Below are 26,754 nucleotides of genomic sequence, written 5' to 3'. Positions count from 1 at the left end.
AAATCTAGTGGGCTTTGGTGTATTGTGACGCGATTGCGCGAATGTTTTTTCAGTTTAGAGTCGCTTAGTTGATTCTTTTCAGATGGTTCCATGGTCATGAAGTTCTTAGTGTTTGTTTTAACGCTTTTCCCGGTAAACGCGTTGCCTCAGTCCCAGGTTGCAAATCAGCACGAGCATGGGCAGGGTCGATTGGAGGTTTCCTTTTCGGAAGCCGGGATTTCAATTTCCCTTGTGGTTCCCGGTCTTGACGTCCTGGGGTTCGAAGGCCCAGCGGAAACCGAAGGCGATCAGGCCTCGGTCGCCGGAGCCATTTCCGAATTGTCTAACCCGCTTGATCTGTTCAGTTTGCCTGAAGAGGCGGGGTGTTTCACTGTCTCGGCCAATGTCACCCTGTCTGGTGAAGGGTTGGGACCGGTCGTAGACAACGGATCAAATGTGCATACCGAATTCAGGGCAGACTATCAGATGCAGTGCCAGGACATGACGCATCTGGACCACGTCACCTTTCCTTATTTTGACCGCTTTCAACGTGCTGAATCTCTGATTGTTCAGATCGACATATCCGGGAAGGTTGATCGTCACACCGTGACGCGCGACGCGCCTGATTTAGACCTCAACACAGGCCTGTAATTCGGCAAAGAATGCAAAGGCTTTGCTGCCGGAACAGGTAGAGCTTTCCTGCGTTCTTCAGCACCAGTTTCCAGTGCAAAGGCCATCGCATGTCTGAAGCCAGAGGACCCCACATCCAACGTTAGTCTTCTTGCATCCACCGGCAAGACATTCCTGCATTGCCCCACAATCATTGTGCCACCACATACAGGATCTCGAAGACGAACAAGTGCAGGTAGGCGGCGCGCCTTTAGCAATTTCGATAATCGGGCTATCGCAAGCATTGTCGCCGAGTTGCTGCGTATATTTATGAAACACCGAGTGATCTGGAAAAACCTTCTCGATCACAGGCGACAACTCATCAAGACGAGAAGTGGCCGTATGGTTCGCTTTGTCTTCCGAGTAGCAGTCAGGATTGAGTAACTCCTGAAGCTCGGAAAGTAATCGGCACTGAGACTTGTCAGACAGTGCCGCAATGCCTTCACTAAGCCGGTCTTGCCACACTGCCGCCTGAACAGCGGCGGGAAGGCAGTCAAAAATTGACTTCTGTTCGGCGATGTTCAAAGCCGACAAGCCGATCCGAAATTTTGAGATAGATGATACGGGATTGTACATAGTAGCCCCCTTTTCTAAGGGGCCATCATAACACATTTTTCGTTTGCGCGTTTGTCCCGACCTTCTGAGGGCGCAGAGAACAGGCTGAAGCAAGGGCTCGATAAGCCTTGGTATGTCCTTAGAAGCGAGATCGAGGACGAAGTCGGAAAGAGAACGTTTTGGCTTGCTTTTGTGATGGCAGAGTCGCCAGCACCATCACAAATTAACCGGGTTTGAACTGTGAACTCAACGCTCAGTTATGAAGGACAGTCCAGACACAAGCTGTCTCAATCCAAGTGCGGCACCTGCAAAGATTGCAACGAATGTGACGGGCGCGCTGTAGGCCAGAAGTGAGAATGCAGATATACCTTGCCCGACGCTGCAACCAACCGCGATGATCGCACCTGGACCCATAATCGCAGCGCCCAGCATTTGTCGCTTGAGTTCACGTGGATCTTCGCATGCTTCCCATCGGAAATGGCCCTTAGACCACGACCCCAGAAACGCGCCAATGAGAACGCCGGAGACTGATCCGACCGCAAAGGACAAAGTGTTTCCGGACGCAGTCATAAGGTAGAAAATAGTGTCACCCAGGGGTGCCGCGAAGGTATGGGTTTGCACCGGCTCACCATCGAAACCATGTGTCGCAACCCAATTCGTGCCAAGCCAGCCCGAAACGATTGCCAGTCCAACTACAGACCCCCAAAACACCTGTGCCGGAGTGCGGCGGAAGCGATGGCTTGCCAAAGCAAAAAACACCAAAGCCACACCGATAACAGAGCCAATGAGCCAAGCTGGAATAGAGGTCAACCGTTCGGCAAGAAAGCTAATGCTCTGGGGGCCATTGAGATCCATTTCCTCTGGAAAGATCCATACCCGCAGATAGGCGAGGGGTCCGGACATTACGACGTAAGCGGAAAGACCCATGATCAAAACAATTACGAATGATCGAAGGTCACCACCTCCCAGCCTTGCCAGCGCGCCATAGCCGCAGTTACCGCAGATGGCCATTCCGTACCCGAACATGAGGCCCCCCACGATCGAACCGAGGGGGTTCCAGGTCTGTGCAAGATACCTTGTTCCGACAGGGTCAAGTCCCCCCAATGCCATAGCTGTGTGGCCGCCGACAATCGCAACACCGATTGCCATTGCCCACATGCGCAGCCGCCGGTCATCATCTGCGTAAAGGTAGTCTTCGATTGCACCCAACGTGCAAAAACGGCCGATGCGTGCGGCCAATCCCAATACGATGCCACCAATCAAACCGATCAGAGCAACGGTATTTGTGTCTCCCAATGCTTCGAGCATTGCCAGTCTCCTCCCAAAGCTGGCGGCTTTCTGACCGGCTTCTACTTCTCCCTGCAGAAAAGGTCGTAAACGACTTCCAGGATTTGGGTCGAACGATCATCAGCCAATCTGTAGTAGATCGTTTTCCCCTCGCGTCGTGTCTTCACCAAGCCCTCGAAGCGTAAGCGGGAGAGTTGTTGAGATACCGCGGCTTGACGCGCTGAGAGCATTTCCTCCATCTGCGTGACCGATTTTTCCCCTGACGACAGATAACACAAAATCATCAGGCGCCCCTCATGGCTGATTGCCTTGAGGAAATTTGACGCGGTCTGAGCATTCTCCATCATTCTGTCCATGTCTTCGGCGCACATGTCCTTGGAGAACACAGGCAGGTTCGAAGATTTGTCCAACAAGATCGCCTCGCTTTCATGGCTTCACGCATTCAAAACAGTTTATGTAATATACTGCAGTTTATCCAGAGGTCTCAATTAGTATCCCAGCGTCACGCAGTAAAACGCCCAACACACCCCAGAAAAAATCTTCACCGGGATAGCCTTCGATTCGTCCGACCTCTCGGCCATTGTCCAACAGAACAAAGGTTGGTGTGTAGTAGAGAGGCCGTTCCAATGTGATGTCGTCAGGCATGGCTGCGCGGATATCGACACGCCGAAGCGGTGCTGCATTTCCTTCGGGTGTCTTAGGGTAGATTTCTGAAATTTCGGAGTCCCAGCGGGCGCACCACATGCACCCATCTTCTTCTGCCATCAGAAGTGTCATTTCGGCCCGTAAAGCCACGGGAAAAACAAGCAACGTGATCGCAAGCAAACGTAGGATTAGGTGGCGCATCCAAAGCTCCGATTGACCGCAGTGACATATCTTTATAATTTTGAATGTGTGAATAATAGCGCGTCAGGACAGGTTTGACCATGCTCGACATTACTTTTGCAGGAGCTTTGGTCGCCGGACTTTTGTCCTTTCTGTCGCCTTGCATCCTGCCAATTGTGCCGTTTTACCTTAGTTATCTGGCGGGTGTCGGGATCGAGCAGATTTCTGCGACATCCGCCATTTCCGGCGAGGTTCGCCGCCGGGCAACGCTTGCTGCAATCGCATTTGCGGCTGGAATCATAACCATCTTTATGGCTCTCGGGGCCACGGCTTCGATATTTGGTCAGCTGGTACGAGAATACTTCGATATTCTGCGTTGGATTGCTGCAGCCATCATCATAGCGATGGGCCTGCATTTCCTGGGGTTAATTCGCATCGGGTTCCTGTATCGGCAGTTACGTGCAGATATTGGCGAGACATCAAACGTGAGCCTCACTGGGGCATATGTACTTGGATTGGCATTTGCTTTTGGCTGGACGCCCTGTGTTGGGCCGGTGCTCGCTGCAATCCTGTTTACAGCGGCCGGAACTGAAACGGCTTGGCGGGGCGCGGGGCTTCTGTTCGTTTACGGGGTTGGAATGACTGCACCGTTTGTTCTGGCGGCCTTTTTGGTTCGCCCCTTCATGCAATGGATGGTGCGGTTCAGGAAGCACTTGCCGCAGATCGAAATGGCAATGGGGGGGCTGTTGATCCTGTTCGGGGTCCTGATCGCAACCAACTCGATCAATCACATCGCACAATGGTTGCTGGACTATATGCCCTGGCTTGCGGCCATTGGTTAATCCGGGAGGAAGACATGAAACGCACTTTGTCAGTTTTGATCGCATGCATGATAGGGGCTGCAGTCTCTGCTGCTGATCTGGGCGACGATGGATTGCATAAAACACCGTGGATGCGTGATACGTTCAAAGATCTTCGCGAGGATCTTGAAGAGGCGTCAGGTGAAGGTAAGCGGTTGGTTTTGTTCATTGAACAACGGGGCTGCATCTACTGTAAAAAGATGCACGAAGAGGTTTTCCCGCAGCCCGACCTGGCGGCGTTTATCGAAGAGAACTTTTTTGTCGTCCAGCTGGATTTGCATGGAAGCACCACGGCCACAGATTTTGACGGAGAAGAGAGTGAGCAGAGAGCGCTGATGCGCAAATGGGGGATTCTGTTTACCCCAACGCTTGTTTTTCTGCCGGAAGAGGTGCCCGAGGATGCCTCAGCCATCGATGCTGCCGTTGCTGTAATGCCGGGAGCATTCTCCAAGGGAACAACCTTAGACCTTTTCACCTGGGTCGATCAGAAGCGATATGAACTTGATAATGGCGAAGATTTCCAAAGGTATCACGCGCGGCGCATTCAGGAGCGAAACAATATTTCGCAGGAGTGAGATTGGACGTTACAGATAAAAAAATTCATTATGATGAATTTGATGTTGCGATGAACCATGTTCGTCGACTACGGTGCACAAAGTCTTTGGGTCGCAAAGCGCCACAGGCGCGGTAGCAAATGGGAGGGATCATGAAGCTGAGACTCTTAACACTGGCATCCGCTATGATGGGCGTTGCCGCATTTGCCGAAGAGACAAGTCCGAAAGACGTACCCTATGACGACTATGGTGCAATCGAGGTCTCTCTGACCGATGTTAATGGGGACGCGGCAAACGGTGCACTCATCGTTGGCGACAAGTCCAAAGGCAATTGCGTGGCATGCCACGCGGTCTCAGCTTTGGCGGATATTCCGTTCCATGGTGAGGTTGGCCCGATGCTGGATGGCGCCGGTGATCGTTGGACCGAAGCAGAGCTTCGCGGTTTAGTCGCAAACGCAAAAATGACGTTCGAAGGCACGGTAATGCCGGCGTTCTACAAGGATGACGGTTATATCCGTCCAGGCGATGCCTATACCGGCAAAGCGCCAACGGCGCCTTTAACGACGATCCTGACTGCACAGGAAATTGAGGACGTGGTCGCGTTTCTAGCGACACTTAAAGAGGAATAATCTCGCCTTCAGGCGTGACTTTTCGAAGATTCAAAGGAGATTGAAAATGGAACTCTCTCGCCGCGAGACTCTGGCCCTTGGGCTGGGCGCCGCGTTCCTGACAATTATGCCGCTACGAGCGAATGCAGCTGCTGAAGATGCGATCTCCGCATTTTCAGGCGGGGCAGATGTGGCTGATGGCGGTGTTACACTGACGGCACCGGAAATCGCGGAAAACGGAAACACCGTACCAATCGAAGTCAGTGCTCCGGGCGCAGCTGCAATTCTGATCGTGGCCGCAGGCAACCCCGAACCGGGTGTGGCAACGTTCAATTTCGGCCCGCTGGCTGCTGAACAAGCCGCTTCAACCCGCATCCGTCTTGCCGGAACGCAGGATGTCATTGCCGTGGCGAAGATGGCAGATGGCAGTTTTGCCAAAGCGTCCGCGACCGTAAAAGTGACAATCGGCGGTTGCGGCGGTTAATCGCCACGCGCCCTGAAGAACAGGAGATTAACCAATGGCATCCGGTGTAAAGCCCCGCGTCAAGGTTCCAAAGACAGCCGCTGCTGGCGAAGCTGTTACGATCAAGACACTGATCAGCCACAAGATGGAAAGCGGCCAGCGCAAGGATAAAGAAGGCAACGTCATCCCGCGTTCGATCATCAACCGTTTCACCTGCGAGTTTGACGGAGAAATGGTGATTGATGTGACTATGGAGCCAGCGATTTCGACAAATCCGTACTTCCAGTTCGAAGCAACCGTGCCCGAGGCCGGTGAGTTTGTCTTCACCTGGTACGATGATGATGGCTCAGTTTACGACGAGAAGAAAACGATCGAGATCGCCTGACGGCTCGACCACTAAGGAAGGCTAGCGCTGGTTGTGATTTCTGGCGCTGGCCCACCAAGGGAGGAACGTAATGAATACCAAGGCACTTACGGCGATCGCGGCTGTTCTGGCTTTCCCAATGGCAGCAATGGCTGGACCGGACGAAGATAATCTTGTGATCAATGACGAGCTGAATATGACCTCGGTCACCGAGGCCTCGGCGCATCTGGAGAATTTGGACACGATCTATTCGGGTTGGCATTTCCGCACAGATGAAACTCAGGCACTGCAGATTGATGATTTTGACAATCCGGCAATGATCTTCGTCGATCAGGCAGCCGACCTCTATGAGGCAGTTGATGGTGCTGCAGGTGAAAGTTGTGCCTCGTGCCATGATGGAGTGGAAAGCTTCAAAGGATTGCAGGCGTTCATGCCCAAGGTCGATGCTGAAAGCGGCGAGCTGGTGGTTATGGAAGATCTGATCAACAAGTGCCGTACCGATCGCATGGAGGCCGATGCCTGGAAATGGTCTGGTGGTGACATGCAGGGTATGGTCGCATTGATCGGTCTGCAGTCACGCGGGATGCCCATGAACGTTGCTATTGATGGTGATGCCGCGCCATTCTGGGAAGAGGGCAAGGAAATCTATTATACCCGCTACGGTCAGTTGGAACTGAGCTGTGCCAACTGTCATGAAGAAAACTGGGGCAATATGATCCGAGCGGATCACTTGAGCCAGGGTATGATAAATGGATTCCCTACCTATCGTTTGAAGCAGGCCAAACTGATCTCGCGCCACAATCGGTTCCGCGGTTGTATTCGCGATACACGTGCTGAAACCTTTGCCGAAGGGTCGGACGAGTTCCGGGCACTGGAGCTCTATGTCGCTTCGCGTGGCAACGGGCTTTCAGTCGAAACCCCAGCTGTACGTCAATAACGAATGACCCGCCTGGGCAATGCCCGGAGCGGGTTTTTCACTTATATAACATTCACACATATATATGTGTAACAGGAAAGCTGATAGATGATTTCTCGACGTGACTTCTTGCAGGTCTCAATGGCGGCCTCGGCTCTGTTCGGAGCGTCCGGGTTTGGCAACTGGGCCAGGCTTGCTGCGCAGCAAAGTCTAACGCAGGATCAACTGCTAGAGTTCGAGACCTTTGGCAATATCAGCCTGATTCATGTCACCGACATTCACGCGCAACTCAAACCAATTTATTTCCGTGAACCCGAAGTCAATCTTGGTATTGGCGAGGCAAGAGGACAGATGCCGCATGTTACTGGCGCCGCGTTCCGCAAGGCATACGGGATAGAAGATGGAAGCCCGTCGGCCTATGCGCTGACCTACACTGATTTTGAGTCACTGGCCAAGACCTACGGTCGGGTGGGTGGCTTGGATCGGGTCTCAACTGTCATCAACGCCATTCGAGCGGACCGTCCTGATGCGTTGCTTCTTGACGGGGGTGATACTTGGCACGGTTCTTACACCTGCTATCAGACGGCCGGTCAGGACATGGTTAACGTCATGAATGCGTTGAAACCCGATGCGATGACTTTCCATTGGGAGTTCACGTTGGGCAGTGACCGGGTCAATGAGATTGTCGAAGGTTTGCCTTTTGCCGCCTTGGGGCAGAACATTTTTGATGCGGAATGGGATGAACCCGCAGAGATGTTCAAACCCTACAAGTTCTTTGATCGGGGCGGTTCCAAGATTGCGGTGATCGGACAGGCCTTCCCTTACATGCCGATTGCAAATCCGGGATGGATGTTCCCCGAATACTCGTTTGGGATCCGGGATGAGAACATGCAGGCAATGGTGGACGAAGTTCGCGATGCCGGCGCCGATGTCGTTGTTGTCCTAAGCCATAACGGCTTTGATGTGGATAAGAAGATGGCGGGTCGTGTTCAGGGGATAGACGTTATCCTCAGTGGCCACACCCATGACGCGCTGCCCGAGCCGGTTCTGGTGGGTAAAACGCATATCATCGCCTCTGGATCGAACGGCAAATTCGTCAGCCGTGTGGATCTCGACGTGCGCGATGGGCAGTTGATGGGGCTAAAGCACAAACTTATCCCGATTTTCTCTGATGTTATTGCACCAGATCCTGCGATCACTGCTCTGATAAATGATCAGCGCGCGCCTTATGAGGCGGCGCTGAGTGAGGTGATCGGTAAAACGGACTCGTTGCTGTACCGCCGCGGCAATTTCAACGGCACTTGGGATGACCTGATCTGCGATGCTCTGATCAATGAGCGTGAGGCAGATATCGCAATGTCGCCCGGCGTCCGTTGGGGGCCGTCAATCCTTCCGGGACAGGAAATAACGCGCGAGGATATTTGGAACGTCACCTCGATGTCCTATCCGAACGCCTATCGCACAGAAATGACCGGGGAGTTCATCCATGTCATCCTGGAAGATGTCGGCGACAATCTGTTCAATCCCGACCCCTATTACCAGCAGGGTGGCGACATGGTCCGCGTTGGCGGGCTGGGCTATCGGATCGACGTAACCAAGCCGCAGGGGCAGAGGATCAGCGACATGACGCTGTTGAAAACCGGTGAGGCGATCGACCCGGCCAAGTCCTATGTCGTGGCCGGTTGGGCCAGCGTCAACGAAGGCACCGAGGGCCCGCCGATTTGGGATGTCGTCGAAAACCATGTTCGCAACCTTGGCACCGTAACGGTGCAAGAGAACACCAGTGTCGAAGTAATCGGCGCTTAAGAAACCGATGGAGACCTAAGAGATATGGATGACGCGTTCAAACCGTCCCGCCGGGCCTTCCTGAAAGGCAGTGCCGCGGTCGCCGCAGGATCCGTTGCAGGTGCGGCAGCGGCAGAAACACCCGACCCACTGATAACAGAGCTTCAGGATTGGGCATCTTATACGGGGGCAGGTGTAGATGAGACGCCTTATGGCATGCCGATCAGCTTTGAATCCCATGTCGTGCGCCGCAATGTGGAATGGCTGACCGCCTCTCCGATTTCGTCGATCAACTTCACGCCGATCCACGCGCTCGATGGCACGATCACTCCGCAGGGATGCGCCTTTGAGCGTCACCATTCAGGCGCGATCGAGCTGCGCAAGGAGGACTACCGCCTGATGATCAACGGGCTGGTTGATCGCCCGCTTGTCTTTACATACGAAGACATTGAGCGGTTCCCGCGCGAAAACCACGTGTATTTCTGCGAATGTGCGGCGAACACAGGTATGGAGTGGGCTGGTGCGCAACTCAACGGCGTCCAATTTACTCATGGCATGATTCACAACATGGAATACACCGGTGTTCCGCTGCGCGCGCTGTTGCAGGAAGCAGGTGCCGACATCTCACCTGACAAATGGGTCTATGTTGAGGGCGCAGATGCGTCGTCCAATGGCCGCTCTATCCCGATGGAAAAAGCGCTGGATGACGTGTTGGTTGCCTTCAAGGCGAATGGCGAAGCGCTGCGGATGGAGCATGGGTACCCTGTGCGTCTCGTGGTGCCGGGTTGGGAAGGCAACATGTGGGTCAAGTGGCTGCGCCGGATCGAGGTTGTTGATATGGCGGTCGAAAGCCGCGAAGAAACATCAAAATACACCGATGTTTACGTCGATGGCACGGCCCAGAAATGGACTTGGGTGATGGATGCTAAATCTGTCATCACCTCACCCAGCCCGCAAATGCCGATCAAACACGGACCGGGTCCGCTGGTCATTTCCGGGCTTGCCTGGTCAGGCCACGGACAAATTACACGGGTCGATGTGTCAAAGGACGGTGGAATCACATGGGAGACAGCGCGTCTTGGTAAGCAGGGCGACACCAAGGCTCTTACACGTTTCTATCTCGATACGAACTGGGACGGGGCGCCAATGCTCTTGCAGGCCCGGGCGATAGACGAGACCGGTTATGTGCAACCAACCAAAGACCAGTTGCGTGAAAAACGCGGAGAAAACTCGGTCTACCACAACAACTGTATCCAGACTTGGTACGTGAGCGCAGAAGGGATCGCCGAGAATGTTGAAGTCTCTTAGTCATGTTTTCCTGCCCGTATTTGGCGGTACGGCGTTGGTGCTTGCGGTAGCTGTGTCTTTCGCGAACCGGAACTACGGCCACTCGAAGATAGAGACATTGGAAACCCGGATAGGGCAGGTTGAGGCGCATGCAGCAGTTGCCCAGGGGAATGCGGAAGCAGAATCCAAACGAGCAGCCGAACTGGAGATCAAAGTCGAAGAAATCCAGGCAGCGGCGGCAGAACGGGTCGCCAATGGTGCGAACTTGACCGCATCCGCGCCCATCCACGAGAGTAGCATTGGGCTTGGGCGGTCGGCACTGAAGGAAGAGATCGCGGCCTGGGACGTTGACGTCTTGCCTGATGGGCGTGGCCTACCCGTAGGTTCAGGCGACGTCTGGACCGGAGAAGAGGTGTTTGTGGCCCGCTGTGCGTCGTGCCACGGTGAATTTGCCGAAGGTGCCGATAACTGGCCTGTTCTGGCCGGTGGGTTTGACACGCTTGCAGACGAAGATCCTGTAAAAACCGTTGGGTCATATTGGCCACATTTGTCGACTGCCTGGGATTACATTTCCCGCTCAATGCCCTTTGGTGAAGCGGGCACGCTGACAGCGGATGAGACCTACGCAATTGTCGCATACATCCTCTACTCCAATGATTTGGTGGATGACGATTTCGAGCTGAACAACGAAAACTTCGCCGAGTTCAAAATGTACAATATGGACGGTTTCGTAGTCGATGTACGACCCGAGACCGAATACACTGAATGGCGCGAAGAGCCTTGCATGGAGAACTGCAAGGCAGAGACCGCCGTCACGATGCGTTCTGTTTTTCTGGTTGAGACTCCTGCGGAGGGTGGTTCGAACTCGGTCATGAATAACGCCAGCCCGGATGAGTTGCCGGTGTTTTCGGCGAAAGGCCCCTCGTTCATTCCAACTGCAGCGCCAAAGCCTGATGAAGAGGCCGCAGCCATACCGTCCGCTCAAGAAACCGAAGTGACAGACGAGGTTACAGAACTGGCTGCTGCCGGAGAGAAAGTCTTTAAGAAGTGTAAATCCTGCCATCAAATTGGTGAAGGTGCAAAGCACAGCACTGGGCCTGCTCTGAACGGGGTAATCGGAGCTAATGCTGGATCGGTCGAGGGCTTCAAATACTCCAAAGCGATGCAGGCGTCTGCGGAGGCAGGGCTAGTCTGGACCGATGAAGAAATGACTGCCTTTCTTACGAAGCCCAAGGAATACATGAAAGGCACAAGGATGTCTTTTGCAGGTCTCAGAAAACAGGACGATATCGAAGCTTTGATCATTTATCTTAAGACGTTTGGAAGTTGACGATGCGTTGGTCGAACGCGCTTGTCTGTGCCGCGTTCTTTGGGGCTACTGCTTCATCGACCTACGCTGCAGAAGACCTTGGCGATGCTGAGGCAGGGAAAACCGTGTTCGCCAAATGCAAAGGCTGTCATCAGGTTGGAAAGGGGGCCGAAAACAAAATCGGTCCGCATCTGAATGGGATTTTTGGGCGCAGGGCAGCTGGTCTGGATGGCTTTAGCTATTCCAAAAGCCTTGCGCGCGCGGGTAGCTCGGGTCTGGAGTGGCACGCTGACACACTGTCTGCGTACATCGAAAACCCACGTGCATTCGCGTCAGGCACCAGGATGAGTTTTGGTGGCCTGAAAGACCCGGAAGACCGCGCCAACGTGATCGCCTATTTGCGGGATTTTTCCGACAATCCTCAGGACATCCCAGAAGCGGACCCGACGGCGAAGGGCACGGATCATTCTATCGACCCCGCGATCTTGGCGATTCAAGGAGATCCGGAGTACGGCGCATATCTCAGCAGCGAATGTACAACGTGCCATCAGATCGACGGAGGCGATGAGGGCATTCCCTCGATCGTGTATTGGCCTGACGAAGACTTCGTAGTCGCCATGCACGCATATAAAGACAAACAGCGGCCACACCCGGTCATGCGAATGATTGCCGGACGGCTGAGCAATGACGAGATCGCGGCATTGGCTGCCTACTTCAATAATCCATAGTGACTGTGTCCAAGAGGAGGAAACGCGATGACGCTAAATAGACGAGTATTTCTTGGAGCCGCCGGGGTGGTAGCAGCCGGGTTATCGGCACCGATGGTGTTGGCGCAAGGCAAACCACGCGTGGTAATTGTCGGCGGCGGTGCGGGCGGTGCAACTGCTGCGCGCTACATCGCAAAAGACAGCAGTGGTGAGATCGACGTAACGTTGATCGAGCCGTCGCGGACCTATTACACCTGTTTCTTCTCAAACCTGTATCTGGGAGGGTTTCAGGAGCTTTCGGACATTGCCCACAGCTATGGCACGCTTGCCGCGAACTACGGCATCAACGTGGTGCATGATTGGGCCACAGGGGTGGATCGCGATGCCAAGACGGTGTCCTTGGCAGGTGGCGGGTCTGTTCCATATGACAAGCTGATCCTGAGCCCGGGTATCGACTTTGTTGATGGTGCGGTCGAGGGCTGGGACGTCTCGGCGCAAAATAAAATGCCGCATGCGTACAAGGCTGGATCTCAGACCGAGCTTCTCAAGGCGCAGATCATGGCAATGCCCGAAGGGGGTACATTTGCAATGGTCGCGCCACCGAATCCGTACCGTTGCCCACCCGGACCGTATGAGCGGGTTTCAATGGTTGCGCATGTTCTGAAGGCGAACAACCCGACAGCAAAGATCATCGTTGCTGACCCGAAACCGAAGTTTTCCAAGATGTCATTGTTCCAAGAGGGTTGGGCCAACCACTACGAAGGAATGGTTGACTGGATCGGCGAAGATTTCGGCGGCGGCAATGTCGCCGTAAACCCGGATGCAATGACCGTTACTATCGACGGCGAAGAAACCAAGGTCGATGTCTGCAACGTGATCCCAGCGATGAAAGCCGGACGCATTGCGGAAATGGCAGGGGTGACCGATGGCAACTGGGCACCCGTGAACGCCGCGGATATGTCCTCCAAAGCCGACCTAGATATCTACGTTCTTGGTGACGCCAGCCAACAGGGTGACATGCCCAAATCCGGCTTCTCGGCCAACAGTCAGGCGAAAGTCTGTGCGAATGCCGTGCGAGGTGCGTTGACCGGGTCCAAAGTTTTTCCGGCCAAGTTCTCCAACACGTGCTGGTCGCTCATCGACACCGATGATGGTGTCAAGGTTGGCGCAACTTACGAAGCGACTCCCGAAAAGATTGCCAAAGTGGACGGCTTTATCAGCCAGACCGGCGAAGATGCGGACTTGAGAAAAGCAACTTATGAAGAGTCGCTGGGTTGGTACGCTGGTATCACTTCAGACATGTTCGGTTAAGGTATTCAGGGGCTTTGACTGGTGTCAAAGACCCTGATGAGCAATCTGAGAAGATGCGGCTCAAGAGGAGGATTAAAATCATGAAACACTTTATCGCTGTAGCCGCGTTTTCCACTGTTCTGGTGAGCCATGCGTTTGCGGAAGAGATCATCACCGCCCCATTTGACGGCAGTTTTGATGATGCAACCTTCGCCGTCGAGTCCGCGATTGTCGGACAGGGACTGGTCATCGACCATGTAAGCCACGTAGGCGACATGTTGAATCGCACGGGCGCTGATGTCGGCAGTGACAAGCAGATATTTGCGGCCGCAGACATCTTCATTTTCTGCTCGGCAAAAATCTCGCGCGAGGTGATGGAAGCCGACCCTATGAATATCGGCTTCTGCCCCTACGGGATTTTTGTAGCCGAGGACGACAGTGGCGTGATGGTGGGATATCGAGGCTACCCTGACGGGCCAATGCAAAAGGTTCAGACCCTGTTATCCGAGATCGTCGAAGAGGCCGTAGGGAATTGAAATGAACTATCAGCAGTTTTTTCGTGATCAACTGGACCAGCTTCAAGAGGAAGGGAACTATAGGGTCTTTGCGGATCTCGGAAGGCAGTGCGGTGCATTCCCGACCGCGCGCAATTACGCAGAAGACGGTCCCGAAAAAGTCACTGTCTGGTGCTCAAATGATTATCTTGGCATGGGTCAACACCCCTGCATTCTTGCAGCAATGCACCATGCGATTGATGAGTGTGGTGCCGGGGCGGGTGGTACGCGGAATATCTCTGGAACCACTCACGAGCACGTTTTGCTGGAACAGGAACTTGCCGACTTGCACTGCAAAGAGGCGGCATTGCTATTTACGTCCGGCTACGTCTCAAACTGGGCGGCTTTGGGAACTTTGGCCTCCCGCATTCCTGGTATCACCGTACTGTCAGACGAGTTGAACCATGCCTCGATGATTGAGGGAATTCGCCACAGCCGTTGTCAAAAGCGGATCTGGAAGCACAATGACATTGCAGACCTTGAAAGGCAGCTTGCTGACATACCAGCCAACGCACCAAAGCTCATTGCGTTCGAAAGCGTCTATTCCATGGATGGTGATATAGCGCCAGTTGCCGAGATCTGTGATCTGGCGGATCGCTATGGCGCGATGACCTATTTGGATGAGGTTCACGCCGTAGGGCTTTATGGACCGCGCGGCGGTGGCATCGCCGAACGTGAAGGCCTGATGGATCGCCTAACCGTTATCGAGGGGACATTAGGCAAAGCCTTCGGTGTCGTCGGTGGATACATCGCGGCGTCGAAAGAGCTTGTGGACTTCGTCCGGTCCTTTGCCAGCGGGTTTATCTTTACCACTGCATTGCCTCCGGCCGTAGCCGCAGGTGCGGCAGCCTCGGTTCGGCACCTGAAGCAAAGCAATGCGGAACGATATCTGCACCAGCAGCGAGTGCGCGAAGTTCGAGGCAGGCTGGACGAACTGAGTATTCCCCATACTCCGAACCCAAGTCACATCATTCCGGTCATGGTCGGCGATCCGGTTAAGTGTCGCTTCATCTCTGATGTACTGATGCGTGACTATGGAATTTACATCCAGCCGATCAACTATCCAACCGTTCCCAAGGGAACGGAGCGTCTACGGATTACACCGTCGCCGGTGCATTCTACTGAAGACGTGGATCGACTGGTATCTGCATTGGGTGAGCTGTGGACGCAATGCCAGTTGGCGCGCAGGCCAATGGTCGCACAATGACAACTTGACCGAAGACAAGGATGCACACGCTACGAAGTGAGAGTTTCTGCTGATGGAGAGACTCATCGATCTGTTGGGAGACTCTGGTGCCTTGGCATTTGCCGGAGTGCTCGTCGGTATCTTGTTCGGCGTGACGGCTCAGAAGTCTCACTTTTGTTTAAGAGCGTCGGCAGTCGAAGTCGCCGAAGGTGAGCTAGGTCCCCGCTTGGCGGTTTGGCTGATCGCCTTCACCACTGCGCTCGCCTTGGTACAGGCGCTTATCGCGTTTGAGTGGCTAGACCTTTCCGAGACACGTGCAATCGCGTCGACAGGTAGCCTGAGCGGCGCGGTAATCGGTGGAGCGATGTTCGGCGCAGGCATGGTTCTGGCGCGTGGATGTGCATCTCGCCTTTTGGTATTAGCCTCCTGCGGTAATTTGCGCGCCCTGGTTACGGGATTGGTTTTGACCTTAGTGGCTCAAGCCGCCTACACAGGTGTTCTTAGTCCCGCCCGCGAGTTGCTGTCTGGTATCTGGGCTGTCCCAGGAGGCGCGCCGCGTGATCTTTCAGAAATACTTGGGCTCTCGCCAACGGTTTATACAGCCGTTGCAGCGTTGGGATTGGTGTCGGCCATTGTCTTTGCGTCCCACCGGAAAGTCGCGCCTATAAGGATCATAGCGGCCGCAGGAGTTGGCCTGGCTGTGGCGCTCGGCTGGTTGATAACATTTGCCATCGCGCAAGCATCTTTTGAAGTCGTGCCTGTGTCTTCTGTCACCTTTACCGGACCGGCCACGGACACACTAATGGCGTTGGTTGCAAGTCGAAACGTTGTGTTGTCCTTCGGTATCGGCCTTGTCCCAGGCGTAGTAATTGGCGCGGCAGGCTCAGCCTTGACTGCAGGGGAGTGGAGGATCGAACGATTTGGCTCGGATACTCCGATGGAACGCTACCTCGTAGGGGCTGTTCTCATGGGGTTTGGGGCCATGCTGGCGGGAGGTTGCGCGGTGGGTGCCGGGCTTTCAGGAGGGTCCGCCCTGTCATTGACCGCATGGGTTGCCGTATTTTTCATGTGGGTCGGGGCGATCAGCACGCATAGACTATTGATGCTAATCCCTGTTCCGCAACATTCCTGAGCTACTCGAATTCCATCTGTTCGAAAACGCGCCCTGCATTTTTCGTGGCCAGTTCTTCAAACGTGTCCAGGTTGGCATAAGGTGACTGATCGACGTAGTAAGCCTCAGCCAGATCACCTCCTGCATCCATATGCTCTTGAATCTTGCCGCGCAGATATATCAGGTAGTCGCGTGTATAGCGGCGCACCTGATCCATGTTCGTAGGATGGCCGTGTCCCGGTATAACATAAGTGGCATCTAAAGCCTCGAATTCGGTGTCCCAAGTTTCAAGCCAATCCGCTGTATAGGTGTCTTGAAAGATTGGCAGCATGCGTTCGTGAAACGCCATGTCGCCCGCAATGACAAGGCTTTGGTTCGGCAACCAGATCGAGATATCGCCGGGACTATGGGCAGGGCCGAGGTACTTTGCCTCAATCCGGAATTCACCCATCTCAACCACGTACTCATCATCGAATGTCTCGGTTGGGCCGGCCAGGAATGTTCCGTCTGCCTTGTCCTGATTGTATCGCTGCATTCCCTGCAGTATTTGCGGGCCATATTCCTCGAATTCGGCCGCTGCTTCTGAATGTGCGATGATCGGAATGCCGAGTTCTGACCAGTAAGCGTTGCCAAGCATCGCGTGCCCCTGGCCATTCTCGTTAAAGACAAGTCTGACCGGCTGATCCGTGATGGCCTGAATTTCCTTGTGAAGCGCTTCGGCAAGGACATAGGCTGCACCGCCGTTTATGACGACTACACCTTCACCGGTTACAATGAAGCTGAGATTGTTGTTGTGACCAGAGTTTTCGTAGGTTGGTGGGGCGGTTGCGCCAATGGCGGAATAGACGCCAGGGAAATACTCGACCGGTTTGGAATACAGCACGCTTTGCGGATATTGGTCTGCAATTTCCTCGCTTGCCCAAGCTGGTGCGGCCAAGGCCAAGGCAATCGCAAGCGTTCGTATCATGTTGGTTCTCCAATGAACTTATACGCAGAGCCAGTTTTTTCGACCCGGCCGATTCCACCATTCGGCAGGTGGAAGCCAATTATCTTCATTTGCTCGCGAGAAATCTGATCTAGCAGCAAACTACGAGTTGCTGCAGCTGTCTGTGGATCCTGATCCGTGCCACTGTGCCAATCAGGCCGTTCAAAAGCCACGTGTGGATTTCCCAACGCGTCGCCGACAATCATCACGGATTCACTGCCGCTGCGGATTTCAAACGCCATGTGGCCGGGTGTGTGCCCAAAGCTTGCACGGGCGGCAATGCCTGGAAGGATCTCTTGTCCGTCGTCAAAGAACGCCACCTGATCCTCAATTTCTGCCATCCGGCGCTTCGCGCCTACAGCGAACGCAGCGCGATCTTCTCCTATTGAATCTACCGTTGAAGGGTTCCACCAATAATCCCACTCTTTACGGCCAAAGTGATGCGTCGCGTTGGGGAAAAGCAGGTCGTCGAAGTCATCCAAAATGCCCCAGATGTGATCCGGGTGCGCATGGGTGAAAATCACGTGCGAAACGTCTTCGGGCGACAGGCCGATTGTTTCAACAGTTTCCATAAGTTTGCCAGACGTGGGCATGAAATCCGGCCCAGCTCCGACATCGAATAACACCGTGTTTTTACCATCACGATAGAGCGCCACGTTGCACTCTGGCTCGTACTTGGTCGCGTCCACTCGATTGCGATTCAGAAGCTGTTCGAGTTCTTCTTTCGGCATGGACCCAAAGATCATTTCCGGTGGCAATGACAGGTACCCGTCTGATACGGTTGAAATCCGAGCTGAAGGGCCGAGTTGCAACTCGGCCCTCACGATCCTGGATTGAGTACCAAGCATCCCAAGGCAAGCGGCGCTGTACAAGAAAGTGCGGCGAGAAAATGTATTTCCATCCATACACAATCAATAAAATGAATGTTATTATTTGTAAATGGAGAAAGAAAGGCTGTGTGTGCAAAGCTGCTTTCGTCTTGATCACTAAGAAGTCTACTCAACTTCTTCGGTACCGGCGGGTAAGTTAGCGATTACACCGGTGCCCCTGAGAGCCTGCATCTCAACTCTTGGAGCGAAATGGGACTGGTTGCGGCGTGTGGCGTTTCCCGCTTTTTCGTGACGATTCCCAGTTCTTTTTGAACACAAAATTCGTCTGCTGTTACCCAAAATGCCACCCAAACCATGTTTGCGGTACGTGAGAGCAACGCTGAGTTCACGTTTCTAACTGATATGTTATGGGAATTTGGTAGCGGAGGAGGGACTTGAACCCCCGACACGCGGATTATGATTCCGCTGCTCTAACCAACTGAGCTACTCCGCCATGAGTGAATGGCGATTTAAGGGAGGGGTTGGGGAGGGTCAAGAGGGAAATGGCGCCTTTGTTGGGAATATTTTAGCTGGGACTAATCCGAATTCGGCACAACCGTCGCCCTGGGTTCTGTATTTTGTACCACGCCGCGAATGAAGTTGTTGCAGATGTCCGGGACTGTCAGGGGGATCATATGGCCCAGCCCTTCGATCTGTTCAAAACTCAGACCAAACGCCTGCATTGATTCACCGTGTTGCGTGGCTGACAAGAGCGCATCCTGTGCTCCAAACAATATGGAGCCAGGCACTTTCAGGTCGCCATAACGGGCGACCTGGGCCGGCATGCTCTGTTCAATCCCGATCACATCCTGTGAGGCGCTGATAAACGCGGATGGACGCATCCCCAAAGCGCCGCCGGCGCGGTCCAGAAAGTCTTGGGGCGCGGGTTCTGGCGCAAATGCCGCGCTAAGGGTGTGCGGTGCGGTTTTTGCGGCCAGCGGGACGGCAATCGTGTTGCCGATCAGACTGCGCATCCATGCCGTCCGGATTTCAAGCGGTTTGAACACGGCGGGCGGCCCGGGCATCGCCTGAGTAAGCGGAGCTAGCAGGGCCAGCGCTTTGATCTTGTCCGGGTAATCCAGCGCCATCGCCAGAGAAACCGCGCCACCCAGCGAATGGCCGACCAGAATTGGGTTGCTGACCCCCTTTGCCTCTAGAAATTCATGTATCATGCGGCCCTGTTCGGGCAACCGCCCAAGCTCTGCCGTCTCACGAGTTGAGTATCCGCAACCGGGGCGATCCACGGCAATGACGTGAAAATCCTCGGCCAGTTTATCCATCAAGGCGTAGGTGAAATGTTGCAACTGCCCGGCCAGCCCATGAATGAGCACAACCGTCTGATTGGAAGGGTCGCCCTTTTCCACATAGTGGATATCGCCGCCGCGCACGGAAATGATAACCCCCTGTTGTGGGACACGCGTCCGGCCGTCACGGGTCAGCTTGCGTGTCCAAAGATTCATCGCAACAAGAAACAGCGCAATGAACAGCGCAATAGTCAGGAAGATTGTCATCAGCCTATCCTCTGGATGGAGTAGATCAGATTACTGACCGGATAGCGCCACAACCCGAAGGCAATGTCCACAGCTCGCTTGAAGGATCTAATGCGGACTGGGTTAGCCGCGCAAGATCGTCCCAGTTGGATCAAAGGGCGGTTCTTTCAGGATTGTTGCCCTATGCGGGCGCCCTAATACCATGACCTCGACCCTGTCGCCTGCCTCGGCACCCGAAACATAGCCCAAGGCCAGCGACATACCCACGGAATAGCCATAAGCGCCCGATGTCACCCGACCAATTCCGCGCCCGTCCATGAAAATGGGTTCGCCTCCGGTCGCGTCAGCGTTCGAAGCTGCGGTGTCGGCTTCGTCCAGATGCAGCAGGACAAGCTGCTCTCTGGCCGGAGAGGTCATGGCAGTATTTGCGGCATCTTTGTTCAGGAACGATTTGTCGAATTTGCACAACCGGTCCAACCCGACCTCGTGTGGCCAGTATTCGGGGCTGTATTCGCGCCCCCAAGACCCATAGCCCTTTTCGATCCTCAGCGACATCAGTGCGCGGCTGCCAACTGGGCCTGCGCCGAACTCTTTTCCGGTCTCGATCAGCGCCTCATACAGGCGGAGCTGATCTTTCGCGGCGCAATGCACCTCCCAGCCCAGATCGCCGGTGAAGGAGACACGCAGCGCCAGGACCGCAATTCCGGCGATTTCGATCTGTTGCGAGCGCATGAAGGGGAAATCCTCGGGGCTGAGCGAGGTATTCGTAAGCCGTTGCAGGATTTTGCGCGATTTCGGGCCAGCCACGTTAAAGCCGCAAGTCTCTTCGGTGCGGCTTTCGAAACGGGTGCCATCGGGCAGAGGAACCTGTTTGAAGAACCGTTTGTGATAGCGCTCGGCCATGCCCGAGCCGATGATCCAGAATTCGTCGTCGGCCACGCGGGTCACGGTGAAATCGCCGGCAATACCTCCCCGTTTTGAGATCAGCGGGGTCAGGCAGGATCGACCAACCGATCTCGGCATGGAATTTGCGAATACGGCATTAAGCCAACCCTCGGCTCCCGGACCTTTGCAAACATATTTGGCAAAGTTTGAGATGTCGATGATCCCGGCCCGATCGCGCAGCATCCGGCATTCCGCGCCCACCGGTTCCCACCAGTTCTGGCGGGTGAATCCGTTGGTGTCCGTGGCGCCGGGCGCCTCTGCGAACCACAGCGGGTGTTCCCATCCGACATTCAGGCCAAAGACGGCACCCATGTCCTTTTGCCTGTCATAAATCGGGCGGGTCCGGGCAGGGCGTCCTGCGCTGCGTTCTTCATTTGGGAAGTGGATGGCAAAGCGGTGTGCGTACTGGTCCTGCACGCGGGCCTTGGTGAAATCTTTCGTAGCCCATGTGTCGAACCGCGCCACGTCCCAGGCGAACATGTCGTATTGGGTTTCGCCTTCGATGATCCACTGCGCCGCCATCAGGCCCATGCCACCCGATTGCGAGAAACCCGGGATGATGCCGTTGCAGCAGAAATAGCCGTCGACCTCGGGCACTGGCCCCATCAGAACGTTGGCATCGGGTGACCAGATCATCGGTCCGTTGATGACCCGTTTGATCCCGGCGTCGCCCACGGCAGGTACGCGTTCGATGGCGTTCATCATATTCTCTTCGATCCGCTCCAGATCGTCGGGAAACAGATCATGGGCAAAATCCAGGGGTGTGCCGTCCTCGGCCCAGAATTTCATATCCTTTTCATAAGCCCCCACCAAAAGGCCCTGACCTTCCTGCCGCAAATAGTACTCGCCATCGCGGTCACTGACCGAGGGCAGGCGGGTATCATGCGCCGCGACGTCAGCCATGGTTTCGGTGACAAAATACTGATGCTCGGTCGGTTGCAGGGGTAGCTCAATCCCGGCCAACATGGCAACTTCGCGGCCCCACAGACCGGCGGCATTCACAACCCACGGCGTTTGGATGTCCCCCTTAGGGGTGCGTACGATCCAGGTGCCGTCTTCTTGCTGATCTGTCGCAGTGACCGGCGTAAAGCGGTGGATTTCGGCCCCACGCTGGCGCGCGCCGACAGCGTAGGCGTTGGTGACCCCCGAGGGATCAACATTACCGCCATCAGGTTCGTACATGACACATCGGATGCCATCGTAATTGACCAGCGGGTTCAGACGCTGCGCCTCTTCGATGCTGATCTCATAGAAATTCATCCCGTACAGCTTGGCCTTGGCGGCCTGCAGCCTCAGCTGGTGCTCGCGCTCTTCGGTTTGGGCCAGATATAACGAGCCGGGCTGGAACACGCCGCAGCTTTGGCCGGTTTCAGCCTCAAGCTCTTTGTACAGCGTCATCGTATAGTGTTGGATGCGGCTGATATTGGTGCTGTCATGCAGTCCGTGGATGTTCGCCGCCGCGTGCCAGGTCGAGCCGGATGTCAGTTCATCCCGTTCCAACAGCACCACGTCTGACCACCCCGATTTGGTCAGGTGATACAGGATCGAGCACCCAATCACACCACCGCCGATTACCACTGCCTGTGCATTTGTCTTCATGAGTCTGTCATCCAAAATTTTGGTCTTGTCGTCATGTGTTACCAGTATTGAACCCAAGACAACGGGTTTAAATTTCACGTGGGATTGAACAGATATAGACCAAGGTTAGTCTCCGATGCCCACCACTATGCACGTCCATATTCGACCAGTCTGTGGTTCAATTCATCTGTTTCAGAGGCCCCGGCTTCCAGGGCGAATATAAAGGCGTGGGTCAGGTAAAAACAGGCCGCGTCGATATCTTGCACCGCTTCGCATTCATCTGCTGCAATAGTGTAATAGCGGACCAACGCGGCAGGATCATCATGATCATGCGCCTCAAGTAGCAAGCGATCCAATTCTGTTCTGTCCATCAGGTCTCCGTCGCGTCTGGCCAGCCGAGCGTGGCCAGACAGCTGGTTCAGTCAGCGCGACCGCTTTCAATCTGCGTCGCAACCCAGTGATGGAAATTATGGGTCGGACCATCCATCACCGGAGAGAACCGACCGCCGTCAAACAACATTCCGTGCCGACCCTTTTGCATCCCTTCAACAACGAAGACATCCTCTTCAAACACAGTTTTCCATTGCTGGGCGTTTGCCGCCCTCAGGCCATCATGTTCAGGTGTGTCTTCGATGCTTTTGGCATAATAAAGCTCGATATGCTCAACGGTATTTTCGTGATCAACCGGTTCCAGGACAATGGCAAAGGCATGGTCACGCTGCACACCCAAAAGAACATTTGGATACACGGCCACATACTCTGCGCCCTCATTCCATTGATCGCTTAGCCCGTCGAAATCGGCGAATGTGGTGCCGTCATGGTCAGTGAGTTGTCGATAGACCAGCGTGCCTTGACCGGAATAATGCCCGCGCATTTCGATGTTATAGTGATCTTCAAGTCGCGAATAACTGTTCAGGCCGGGATGCACCCAGGGCAGGTGATAGCTTTCGCAATAGTTCTCAACCGCCAGCTTCCAGTTGGTCTTGACCTCCAACTTGAACGAAGAGGCCTCACCGCCGTGATGTACTGGTTGATCAAACTCTTTCCAGCGTTCCAATAAGGCGGCGTGCGCCTCTTCGAATTCGGGTGCATTGCCGTCCACATTAACAAAGACCACGTCCCGCCAGACATAAGAGCGAATACGGATAAGGCCTAGAGATTTGCGATCCACGTCCTCATGGGTGTTGTGACCGGCGCCGCCAACATGTGGCGTCGCACGCAGCTCTCCCTTCAGGCTGTAGCACCAGCTGTGATAGGGGCAACGGATCGCGCCACTTATCTTGCGAGGGGTATCGACAAGGATCATCCCGCGGTGACGGCAGGTATTTTGAAATACGCCAACCTCACCATCCCGATCCCGCACGATTAGTAAAGGCATGCCTAGGAAATCGACCGGCATGGCATCGCCTTCCTCGGGCACGTCTTTGCCAAAGCCGATCCCAGACCAGTTGGCGTACAAAACCGATCTACGCTCTTCGGCGAAAAGTGCCGGGTCGATATAGTGTTCGTTTGGCAGGCCGTTTGCGACATTCACATCGACCAGAACGGAAGACAGCGCAGTATGCTTGTTCATCGGGCTCTCCTGCAGGTGTTGTTTGGTCTCTATTGGCGGATACGCTGGCATCCACTCAATATCAGAAAACCTCATCACAGAGTGATTTCACCTAAACCGAACCGTCCTGAACCTCTTGAATGATCCAATCTTTCAGCGCCCGGGCACTTTCGGACAAGTCTTCATCCGAGCGGCCAACCAGATAAAACTGGTTTGGAGCGATCTGGAGGTGGGGCCCGATTGCCACCAGCTTTCCCGATTGCAGCATGGGTTGGATCAAGCGTTGCCATCCAAGAACCAGCCCGGCCCCCTTACGCGCCCGCTGGAGGGCTACTGAATAGCTGTTCACACGAGAATCGATCGGAATGGTTCCCGTGTACCCGAGTTGTTGAAACCATTCGGGCCAAGTGGTCCAGCTGCGGTCTTCAGAGTCCAGATGTATCAGTCGTTCAGCGGCGAGATCTTCGAGGCTTGCACCGGCCAACCGATCCGCCACCTCTGGGCAGGCGACGGGGACCAGGCAATCCCGAAACAGAGGGGTGTGCGACAGGTCACCGTTGCCGTCCCGGCCGTAGCGAATAAAGAAATCGATATCCGGTCGATCCCGAAATGGTCGATCCTGTGAAAGCTGGTCAACATTTACTTCAGGCATTTCGCGCCAGAACCGGATTACCGATGGCGACAACCAAAGAGCAGCCACTGCAGTGGTTGATCCTACGGTTACCTTTTCGACGGTGGCACGGTCGCGGATTGTTGCCAGTGTTTTTGAGATGCGGGTAAACGAAGAAGCCAGCGCGTCATACAGCGCTTTGCCGTCTTCCGTCAGTTCGACCCCCCGGTGTTTGCGCTGGAACAAGGCGGTGCCAAGATCACCTTCCAACGCTTTGATCTGATGACTGACCGCGCCCGGCGTCACTGACAGTTCTTCAGCCGCATTCTTGAAGCTTAGATGGCGCGCAGCGGCTTCGAAGGCCGACAGCGTGGTGAGTGGCGGCAGATTATAGTGACGTCTGGACATGACAGGTGTAGCCGTTGGCGGTCTTCAGGTTAATTATTCTCACTCAAATATTGGACTTTTTAAGATTGTGCGCCAGAAGAAATTTTCAAAAACGATGATGTCGAGTGCCGTGTTTCCGATGCGTGCCGTCAAAATCAGGTAATGTTTCTGTGACGACCGGGTTTGGTGTCAGCCAGTTCATTGACGGTTCTTATGCAATCACCGGCATGGAGTGGATCATAGATATGGGCGGAGATGATCCCGAGCCAAGCAAGGTTGAACTGATAGCAGGTCTAGTCATCATCATGGGTCTGTAGATCATTTCGGCGGTTTCGGGTGTGGGTCGCTTCCTGCAAACATGTATCGCAATTAGTGAGGCTTGCTTTGACCAAATACCGCAATCTTTTGGGGAGGATTGGAGGATCGCCCTGTGAATATGCGTACCATGACCCGAACCGGTGGCCGCGCGGCCCGGCGCGCGCTGCGCTCTGCTCCGAATTTCGAGATGTTGCCCGGCCTGACCCGAGGCATCCCCCTATGCGAGGTGATGGATGGCAGCCAGATCGACCGGATCGACAGCGCCTCAATGGATATTCTTGAGAATGTCGGTGTTCAGTTTCGCGATGCAATCGCACTGGAGGATTGGAAAAAAGCTGGTGCAAAGGTCGAGGGCGAACTGGTCTATCTGGACCGGGGCCTGGTCCGAGAGCTGATCGCCACTATTCCCAGCACCTTCACTTATCATGCTCGCGATCCGAACAAGAACGTGCGACTGGGTGGACGGCACTCGATCTTTGTGCCGATGACCGGCGCGCCCTTTCTGCGCGATCTCGATGACGTGAGGCGCAATCCGACGCTCGATGATCTGGCAATGTTCCACAAACTCAGCCACATGCTGCCGGCGATGCATTCCTCGGCGCATCACATTGTCGAACCTTACGACCACCCGATCAGTCAGCGACATTTGCGCATTACCTATTCGTCGATGAAACATTCGGACAAGACGTTCATGGGTATGACCACCTCGCCGAGAAACGCCGAAGACGTCATTGAGATGTGTGCGATCCTGTTCGGGGAAGATTTCATTGAAGATCATCCGGTCACCACGGGCAACTGCAACGGAAACTCTCCGCTGGTCTGGGACGAAACGATGCTGGGCGCGATGCGGGCCTTTTCTCGCCGCAATCAGCCTGTGTTGTGCTCGCCCTTTGTGCTGGGCGGGGCCAATACGCCCGCATCGGTTCCCGCCACCGTGGCGCAATTGAACGCCGAAGCACTGAGCGCGCTGGCCTATACCCAAGTCATTCGCAAAGGTGCTCCGGCGATTTACGGGCACTACCTGTCGACGGTGTCGATGAAATCAGGTGCCCCGATGGCCGGCACGCCCGAGATCAGCCTGATGAACTTTATGATCGGGCAGATGGCCCGGTTCTACGACGTTCCATGGCGCACCTCGAATACGCTGGGTGGGGCCAAGACATTTGATGCGCAGGCCGGGTACGAATCCGCCACGACGCTACAGGCCGTTCTTCATTCCGGTGCGAACTATATTTGGCATTCGGCCGGCTGGAATGAGGCCGGGATGCATTGTTCCACCGCCAAGTTCATTGTCGATGCTGAACAATGTGCGATGGCTTATCGCATGGCAGAAGGCCCGCAATGGGATGATTTCGACCAAGCTCTTGCCGCCATTCCAGAGGTCGGTCCAGGCGGGCACTATCTGGGTCATCCGCACACGCAGGACAATTTTCAAACGGCGTTTTTCATGCCCGAGATGTTCGACAACAACTCGATTGAGCAATGGGTGGCAGAAGGCGGGGTTGAGATCACTGAGCGCGCGTTGAAGCACGCGCGCAAGCTGCTGGCCGAATACCAGGAACCGACACTGGACGTGGCCAAAAACGAGGCCCTGCTGGACTATATCGCTCGGCGGGAACGGGAAATTCCCGCCGCTGACGAGCTGAACCAAGCCTATTAAAGATTTCGCCTTGGACCTATCCCGACTGCATTGTCGGGTGGGTTTCTATTT

General features: G+C 54.7%; 27 protein-coding genes, 1 tRNA gene and 1 pseudogene. 17 read left to right on the top strand and 12 right to left on the bottom strand.

Going from position 1 to position 26,754, the window contains the following annotated elements; genetic code table 11:
• The first annotated feature begins 108 nt into the window (after positions 1 to 108).
• Positions 109 to 630 (top strand): ZrgA family zinc uptake protein, encoded by a 522-nt coding sequence (locus tag AC2FH0_RS10920; RefSeq protein ID WP_496691686.1) that lies wholly within the window; start codon positions 109 to 111, stop codon positions 628 to 630.
• Between the two features lie 57 nt (positions 631 to 687).
• On the opposite strand, the gene AC2FH0_RS10915 is transcribed toward AC2FH0_RS10920, so the two are convergent.
• From AC2FH0_RS10915 to AC2FH0_RS10900, 4 genes are all read right to left on the bottom strand, one after another.
• Positions 688 to 1,224, bottom strand: a complete 537-nt coding sequence (locus tag AC2FH0_RS10915) for a bacteriocin fulvocin C-related protein (RefSeq protein WP_496691685.1) — start codon at positions 1,222 to 1,224, stop codon at positions 688 to 690.
• Between the two features lie 225 nt (positions 1,225 to 1,449).
• A complete protein-coding gene (locus AC2FH0_RS10910) occupies positions 1,450 to 2,511 on the bottom strand; it encodes a YeeE/YedE family protein (RefSeq protein WP_496709886.1) in 1,062 nt (353 codons plus the stop codon).
• A 41-nt stretch (positions 2,512 to 2,552) separates the two neighbouring features.
• The gene (locus tag AC2FH0_RS10905) at positions 2,553 to 2,861 is read right to left on the bottom strand and encodes an ArsR/SmtB family transcription factor (protein WP_142635976.1); all 309 of its coding nucleotides are present in this window, start codon (positions 2,859 to 2,861) and stop codon (positions 2,553 to 2,555) included.
• A 100-nt stretch (positions 2,862 to 2,961) separates the two neighbouring features.
• Positions 2,962 to 3,336 carry a hypothetical protein gene (locus AC2FH0_RS10900; protein ID WP_496691683.1) on the bottom strand — a complete coding sequence of 125 codons (375 nt, stop codon included), beginning with the start codon at positions 3,334 to 3,336 and terminating at the stop codon, positions 2,962 to 2,964.
• A gap of 80 nt (positions 3,337 to 3,416) precedes the next feature.
• Between AC2FH0_RS10900 and AC2FH0_RS10895 the strand changes: the two genes are divergently transcribed.
• From AC2FH0_RS10895 to AC2FH0_RS10830, 14 genes are all read left to right on the top strand, one after another.
• On the top strand, positions 3,417 to 4,157 hold the full coding sequence (locus AC2FH0_RS10895) for a cytochrome c biogenesis CcdA family protein (RefSeq protein ID WP_496789321.1): 741 nt from the start codon (positions 3,417 to 3,419) through the stop codon (positions 4,155 to 4,157).
• A 14-nt stretch (positions 4,158 to 4,171) separates the two neighbouring features.
• Positions 4,172 to 4,750 carry a thioredoxin family protein gene (locus AC2FH0_RS10890; RefSeq protein WP_496691681.1) on the top strand — a complete coding sequence of 193 codons (579 nt, stop codon included), beginning with the start codon at positions 4,172 to 4,174 and terminating at the stop codon, positions 4,748 to 4,750.
• Positions 4,751 to 4,881: 131 nt separating this feature from the next.
• Entirely contained in the window at positions 4,882 to 5,358 is a 477-nt protein-coding gene (gene soxX / locus AC2FH0_RS10885; protein WP_142635844.1) for a sulfur oxidation c-type cytochrome SoxX, read from the top strand.
• A gap of 46 nt (positions 5,359 to 5,404) precedes the next feature.
• Positions 5,405 to 5,821, top strand: coding sequence for a thiosulfate oxidation carrier protein SoxY (soxY, locus tag AC2FH0_RS10880; protein ID WP_142635846.1), 417 nt, complete (start codon positions 5,405 to 5,407; stop codon positions 5,819 to 5,821).
• A 34-nt stretch (positions 5,822 to 5,855) separates the two neighbouring features.
• Positions 5,856 to 6,185, top strand: a complete 330-nt coding sequence (gene soxZ / locus AC2FH0_RS10875) for a thiosulfate oxidation carrier complex protein SoxZ (RefSeq protein ID WP_496789320.1) — start codon at positions 5,856 to 5,858, stop codon at positions 6,183 to 6,185.
• Positions 6,186 to 6,255: 70 nt separating this feature from the next.
• Complete coding sequence (gene soxA, locus AC2FH0_RS10870; RefSeq protein WP_496789319.1) at positions 6,256 to 7,101, top strand: sulfur oxidation c-type cytochrome SoxA; 846 nt, start codon at positions 6,256 to 6,258, stop codon at positions 7,099 to 7,101.
• An 87-nt stretch (positions 7,102 to 7,188) separates the two neighbouring features.
• Positions 7,189 to 8,886 carry a thiosulfohydrolase SoxB gene (soxB, locus tag AC2FH0_RS10865; RefSeq protein WP_496789318.1) on the top strand — a complete coding sequence of 566 codons (1,698 nt, stop codon included), beginning with the start codon at positions 7,189 to 7,191 and terminating at the stop codon, positions 8,884 to 8,886.
• Positions 8,887 to 8,910: 24 nt separating this feature from the next.
• The gene (gene soxC / locus AC2FH0_RS10860) at positions 8,911 to 10,173 is read left to right on the top strand and encodes a sulfite dehydrogenase (RefSeq protein WP_271948170.1); all 1,263 of its coding nucleotides are present in this window, start codon (positions 8,911 to 8,913) and stop codon (positions 10,171 to 10,173) included.
• Positions 10,157 to 11,482: a c-type cytochrome gene (locus tag AC2FH0_RS10855; protein ID WP_496789316.1), complete on the top strand. Its 1,326-nt coding sequence runs from the start codon at positions 10,157 to 10,159 to the stop codon at positions 11,480 to 11,482. The genes soxC and AC2FH0_RS10855 overlap by 17 nt, the downstream gene beginning before the upstream one ends.
• Positions 11,483 to 11,484: 2 nt before the next feature.
• Positions 11,485 to 12,189 carry a c-type cytochrome gene (locus AC2FH0_RS10850; RefSeq protein ID WP_496789315.1) on the top strand — a complete coding sequence of 235 codons (705 nt, stop codon included), beginning with the start codon at positions 11,485 to 11,487 and terminating at the stop codon, positions 12,187 to 12,189.
• A 27-nt stretch (positions 12,190 to 12,216) separates the two neighbouring features.
• A complete protein-coding gene (locus AC2FH0_RS10845) occupies positions 12,217 to 13,479 on the top strand; it encodes an FCSD flavin-binding domain-containing protein (protein ID WP_496789314.1) in 1,263 nt (420 codons plus the stop codon).
• A gap of 80 nt (positions 13,480 to 13,559) precedes the next feature.
• Positions 13,560 to 13,994 (top strand): DUF302 domain-containing protein, encoded by a 435-nt coding sequence (locus tag AC2FH0_RS10840; RefSeq protein ID WP_142635862.1) that lies wholly within the window; start codon positions 13,560 to 13,562, stop codon positions 13,992 to 13,994.
• A 1-nt stretch (position 13,995) separates the two neighbouring features.
• Complete coding sequence (gene hemA, locus AC2FH0_RS10835; RefSeq protein WP_496706359.1) at positions 13,996 to 15,219, top strand: 5-aminolevulinate synthase; 1,224 nt, start codon at positions 13,996 to 13,998, stop codon at positions 15,217 to 15,219.
• Between the two features lie 52 nt (positions 15,220 to 15,271).
• Complete coding sequence (locus tag AC2FH0_RS10830; RefSeq protein ID WP_281972432.1) at positions 15,272 to 16,330, top strand: YeeE/YedE family protein; 1,059 nt, start codon at positions 15,272 to 15,274, stop codon at positions 16,328 to 16,330.
• 1 nt (position 16,331) lies between these two features.
• Here the strand turns inward: AC2FH0_RS10830 and AC2FH0_RS10825 are convergent, their stop codons facing one another.
• The 8 genes from AC2FH0_RS10825 to AC2FH0_RS10790 form a co-directional block, all read right to left on the bottom strand.
• Entirely contained in the window at positions 16,332 to 17,276 is a 945-nt protein-coding gene (locus tag AC2FH0_RS10825) for an MBL fold metallo-hydrolase (RefSeq protein ID WP_496700696.1), read from the bottom strand.
• Positions 17,273 to 18,118, bottom strand: a complete 846-nt coding sequence (locus AC2FH0_RS10820; protein ID WP_496789312.1) for an MBL fold metallo-hydrolase — start codon at positions 18,116 to 18,118, stop codon at positions 17,273 to 17,275. Before AC2FH0_RS10820 ends, AC2FH0_RS10825 begins: the two co-directional genes overlap by 4 nt.
• A gap of 422 nt (positions 18,119 to 18,540) precedes the next feature.
• Positions 18,541 to 18,617: transfer RNA gene (locus AC2FH0_RS10815), tRNA-Met, on the bottom strand.
• Between the two features lie 82 nt (positions 18,618 to 18,699).
• Positions 18,700 to 19,674, bottom strand: coding sequence for an alpha/beta fold hydrolase (locus AC2FH0_RS10810; protein WP_496789311.1), 975 nt, complete (start codon positions 19,672 to 19,674; stop codon positions 18,700 to 18,702).
• A gap of 102 nt (positions 19,675 to 19,776) precedes the next feature.
• Positions 19,777 to 22,197, bottom strand: a complete 2,421-nt coding sequence (locus AC2FH0_RS10805; protein WP_496789310.1) for a GcvT family protein — start codon at positions 22,195 to 22,197, stop codon at positions 19,777 to 19,779.
• A gap of 125 nt (positions 22,198 to 22,322) precedes the next feature.
• Positions 22,323 to 22,547 (bottom strand): hypothetical protein, encoded by a 225-nt coding sequence (locus tag AC2FH0_RS10800; RefSeq protein ID WP_142635874.1) that lies wholly within the window; start codon positions 22,545 to 22,547, stop codon positions 22,323 to 22,325.
• A 47-nt stretch (positions 22,548 to 22,594) separates the two neighbouring features.
• The gene (locus tag AC2FH0_RS10795; protein ID WP_496691671.1) at positions 22,595 to 23,749 is read right to left on the bottom strand and encodes an aromatic ring-hydroxylating oxygenase subunit alpha; all 1,155 of its coding nucleotides are present in this window, start codon (positions 23,747 to 23,749) and stop codon (positions 22,595 to 22,597) included.
• Between the two features lie 91 nt (positions 23,750 to 23,840).
• The gene (locus AC2FH0_RS10790; RefSeq protein ID WP_282021563.1) at positions 23,841 to 24,746 is read right to left on the bottom strand and encodes a LysR substrate-binding domain-containing protein; all 906 of its coding nucleotides are present in this window, start codon (positions 24,744 to 24,746) and stop codon (positions 23,841 to 23,843) included.
• A gap of 143 nt (positions 24,747 to 24,889) precedes the next feature.
• Here AC2FH0_RS10790 and AC2FH0_RS10785 point away from each other — a divergent pair.
• A pseudogene (locus AC2FH0_RS10785) lies at positions 24,890 to 25,039 on the top strand (BCCT family transporter); the annotation flags it as partial.
• A 122-nt stretch (positions 25,040 to 25,161) separates the two neighbouring features.
• Positions 25,162 to 26,703, top strand: a complete 1,542-nt coding sequence (locus AC2FH0_RS10780) for a trimethylamine methyltransferase family protein (protein WP_496691887.1) — start codon at positions 25,162 to 25,164, stop codon at positions 26,701 to 26,703.
• The last annotated feature ends 51 nt before the right edge of the window (positions 26,704 to 26,754 follow it).

The organism is Ruegeria sp. CDSC051 (genome assembly GCF_059610665.1).
Note: the sequence above shows the minus strand (reverse complement) of the source record. Positions and strands in the feature narration are given on the sequence as shown.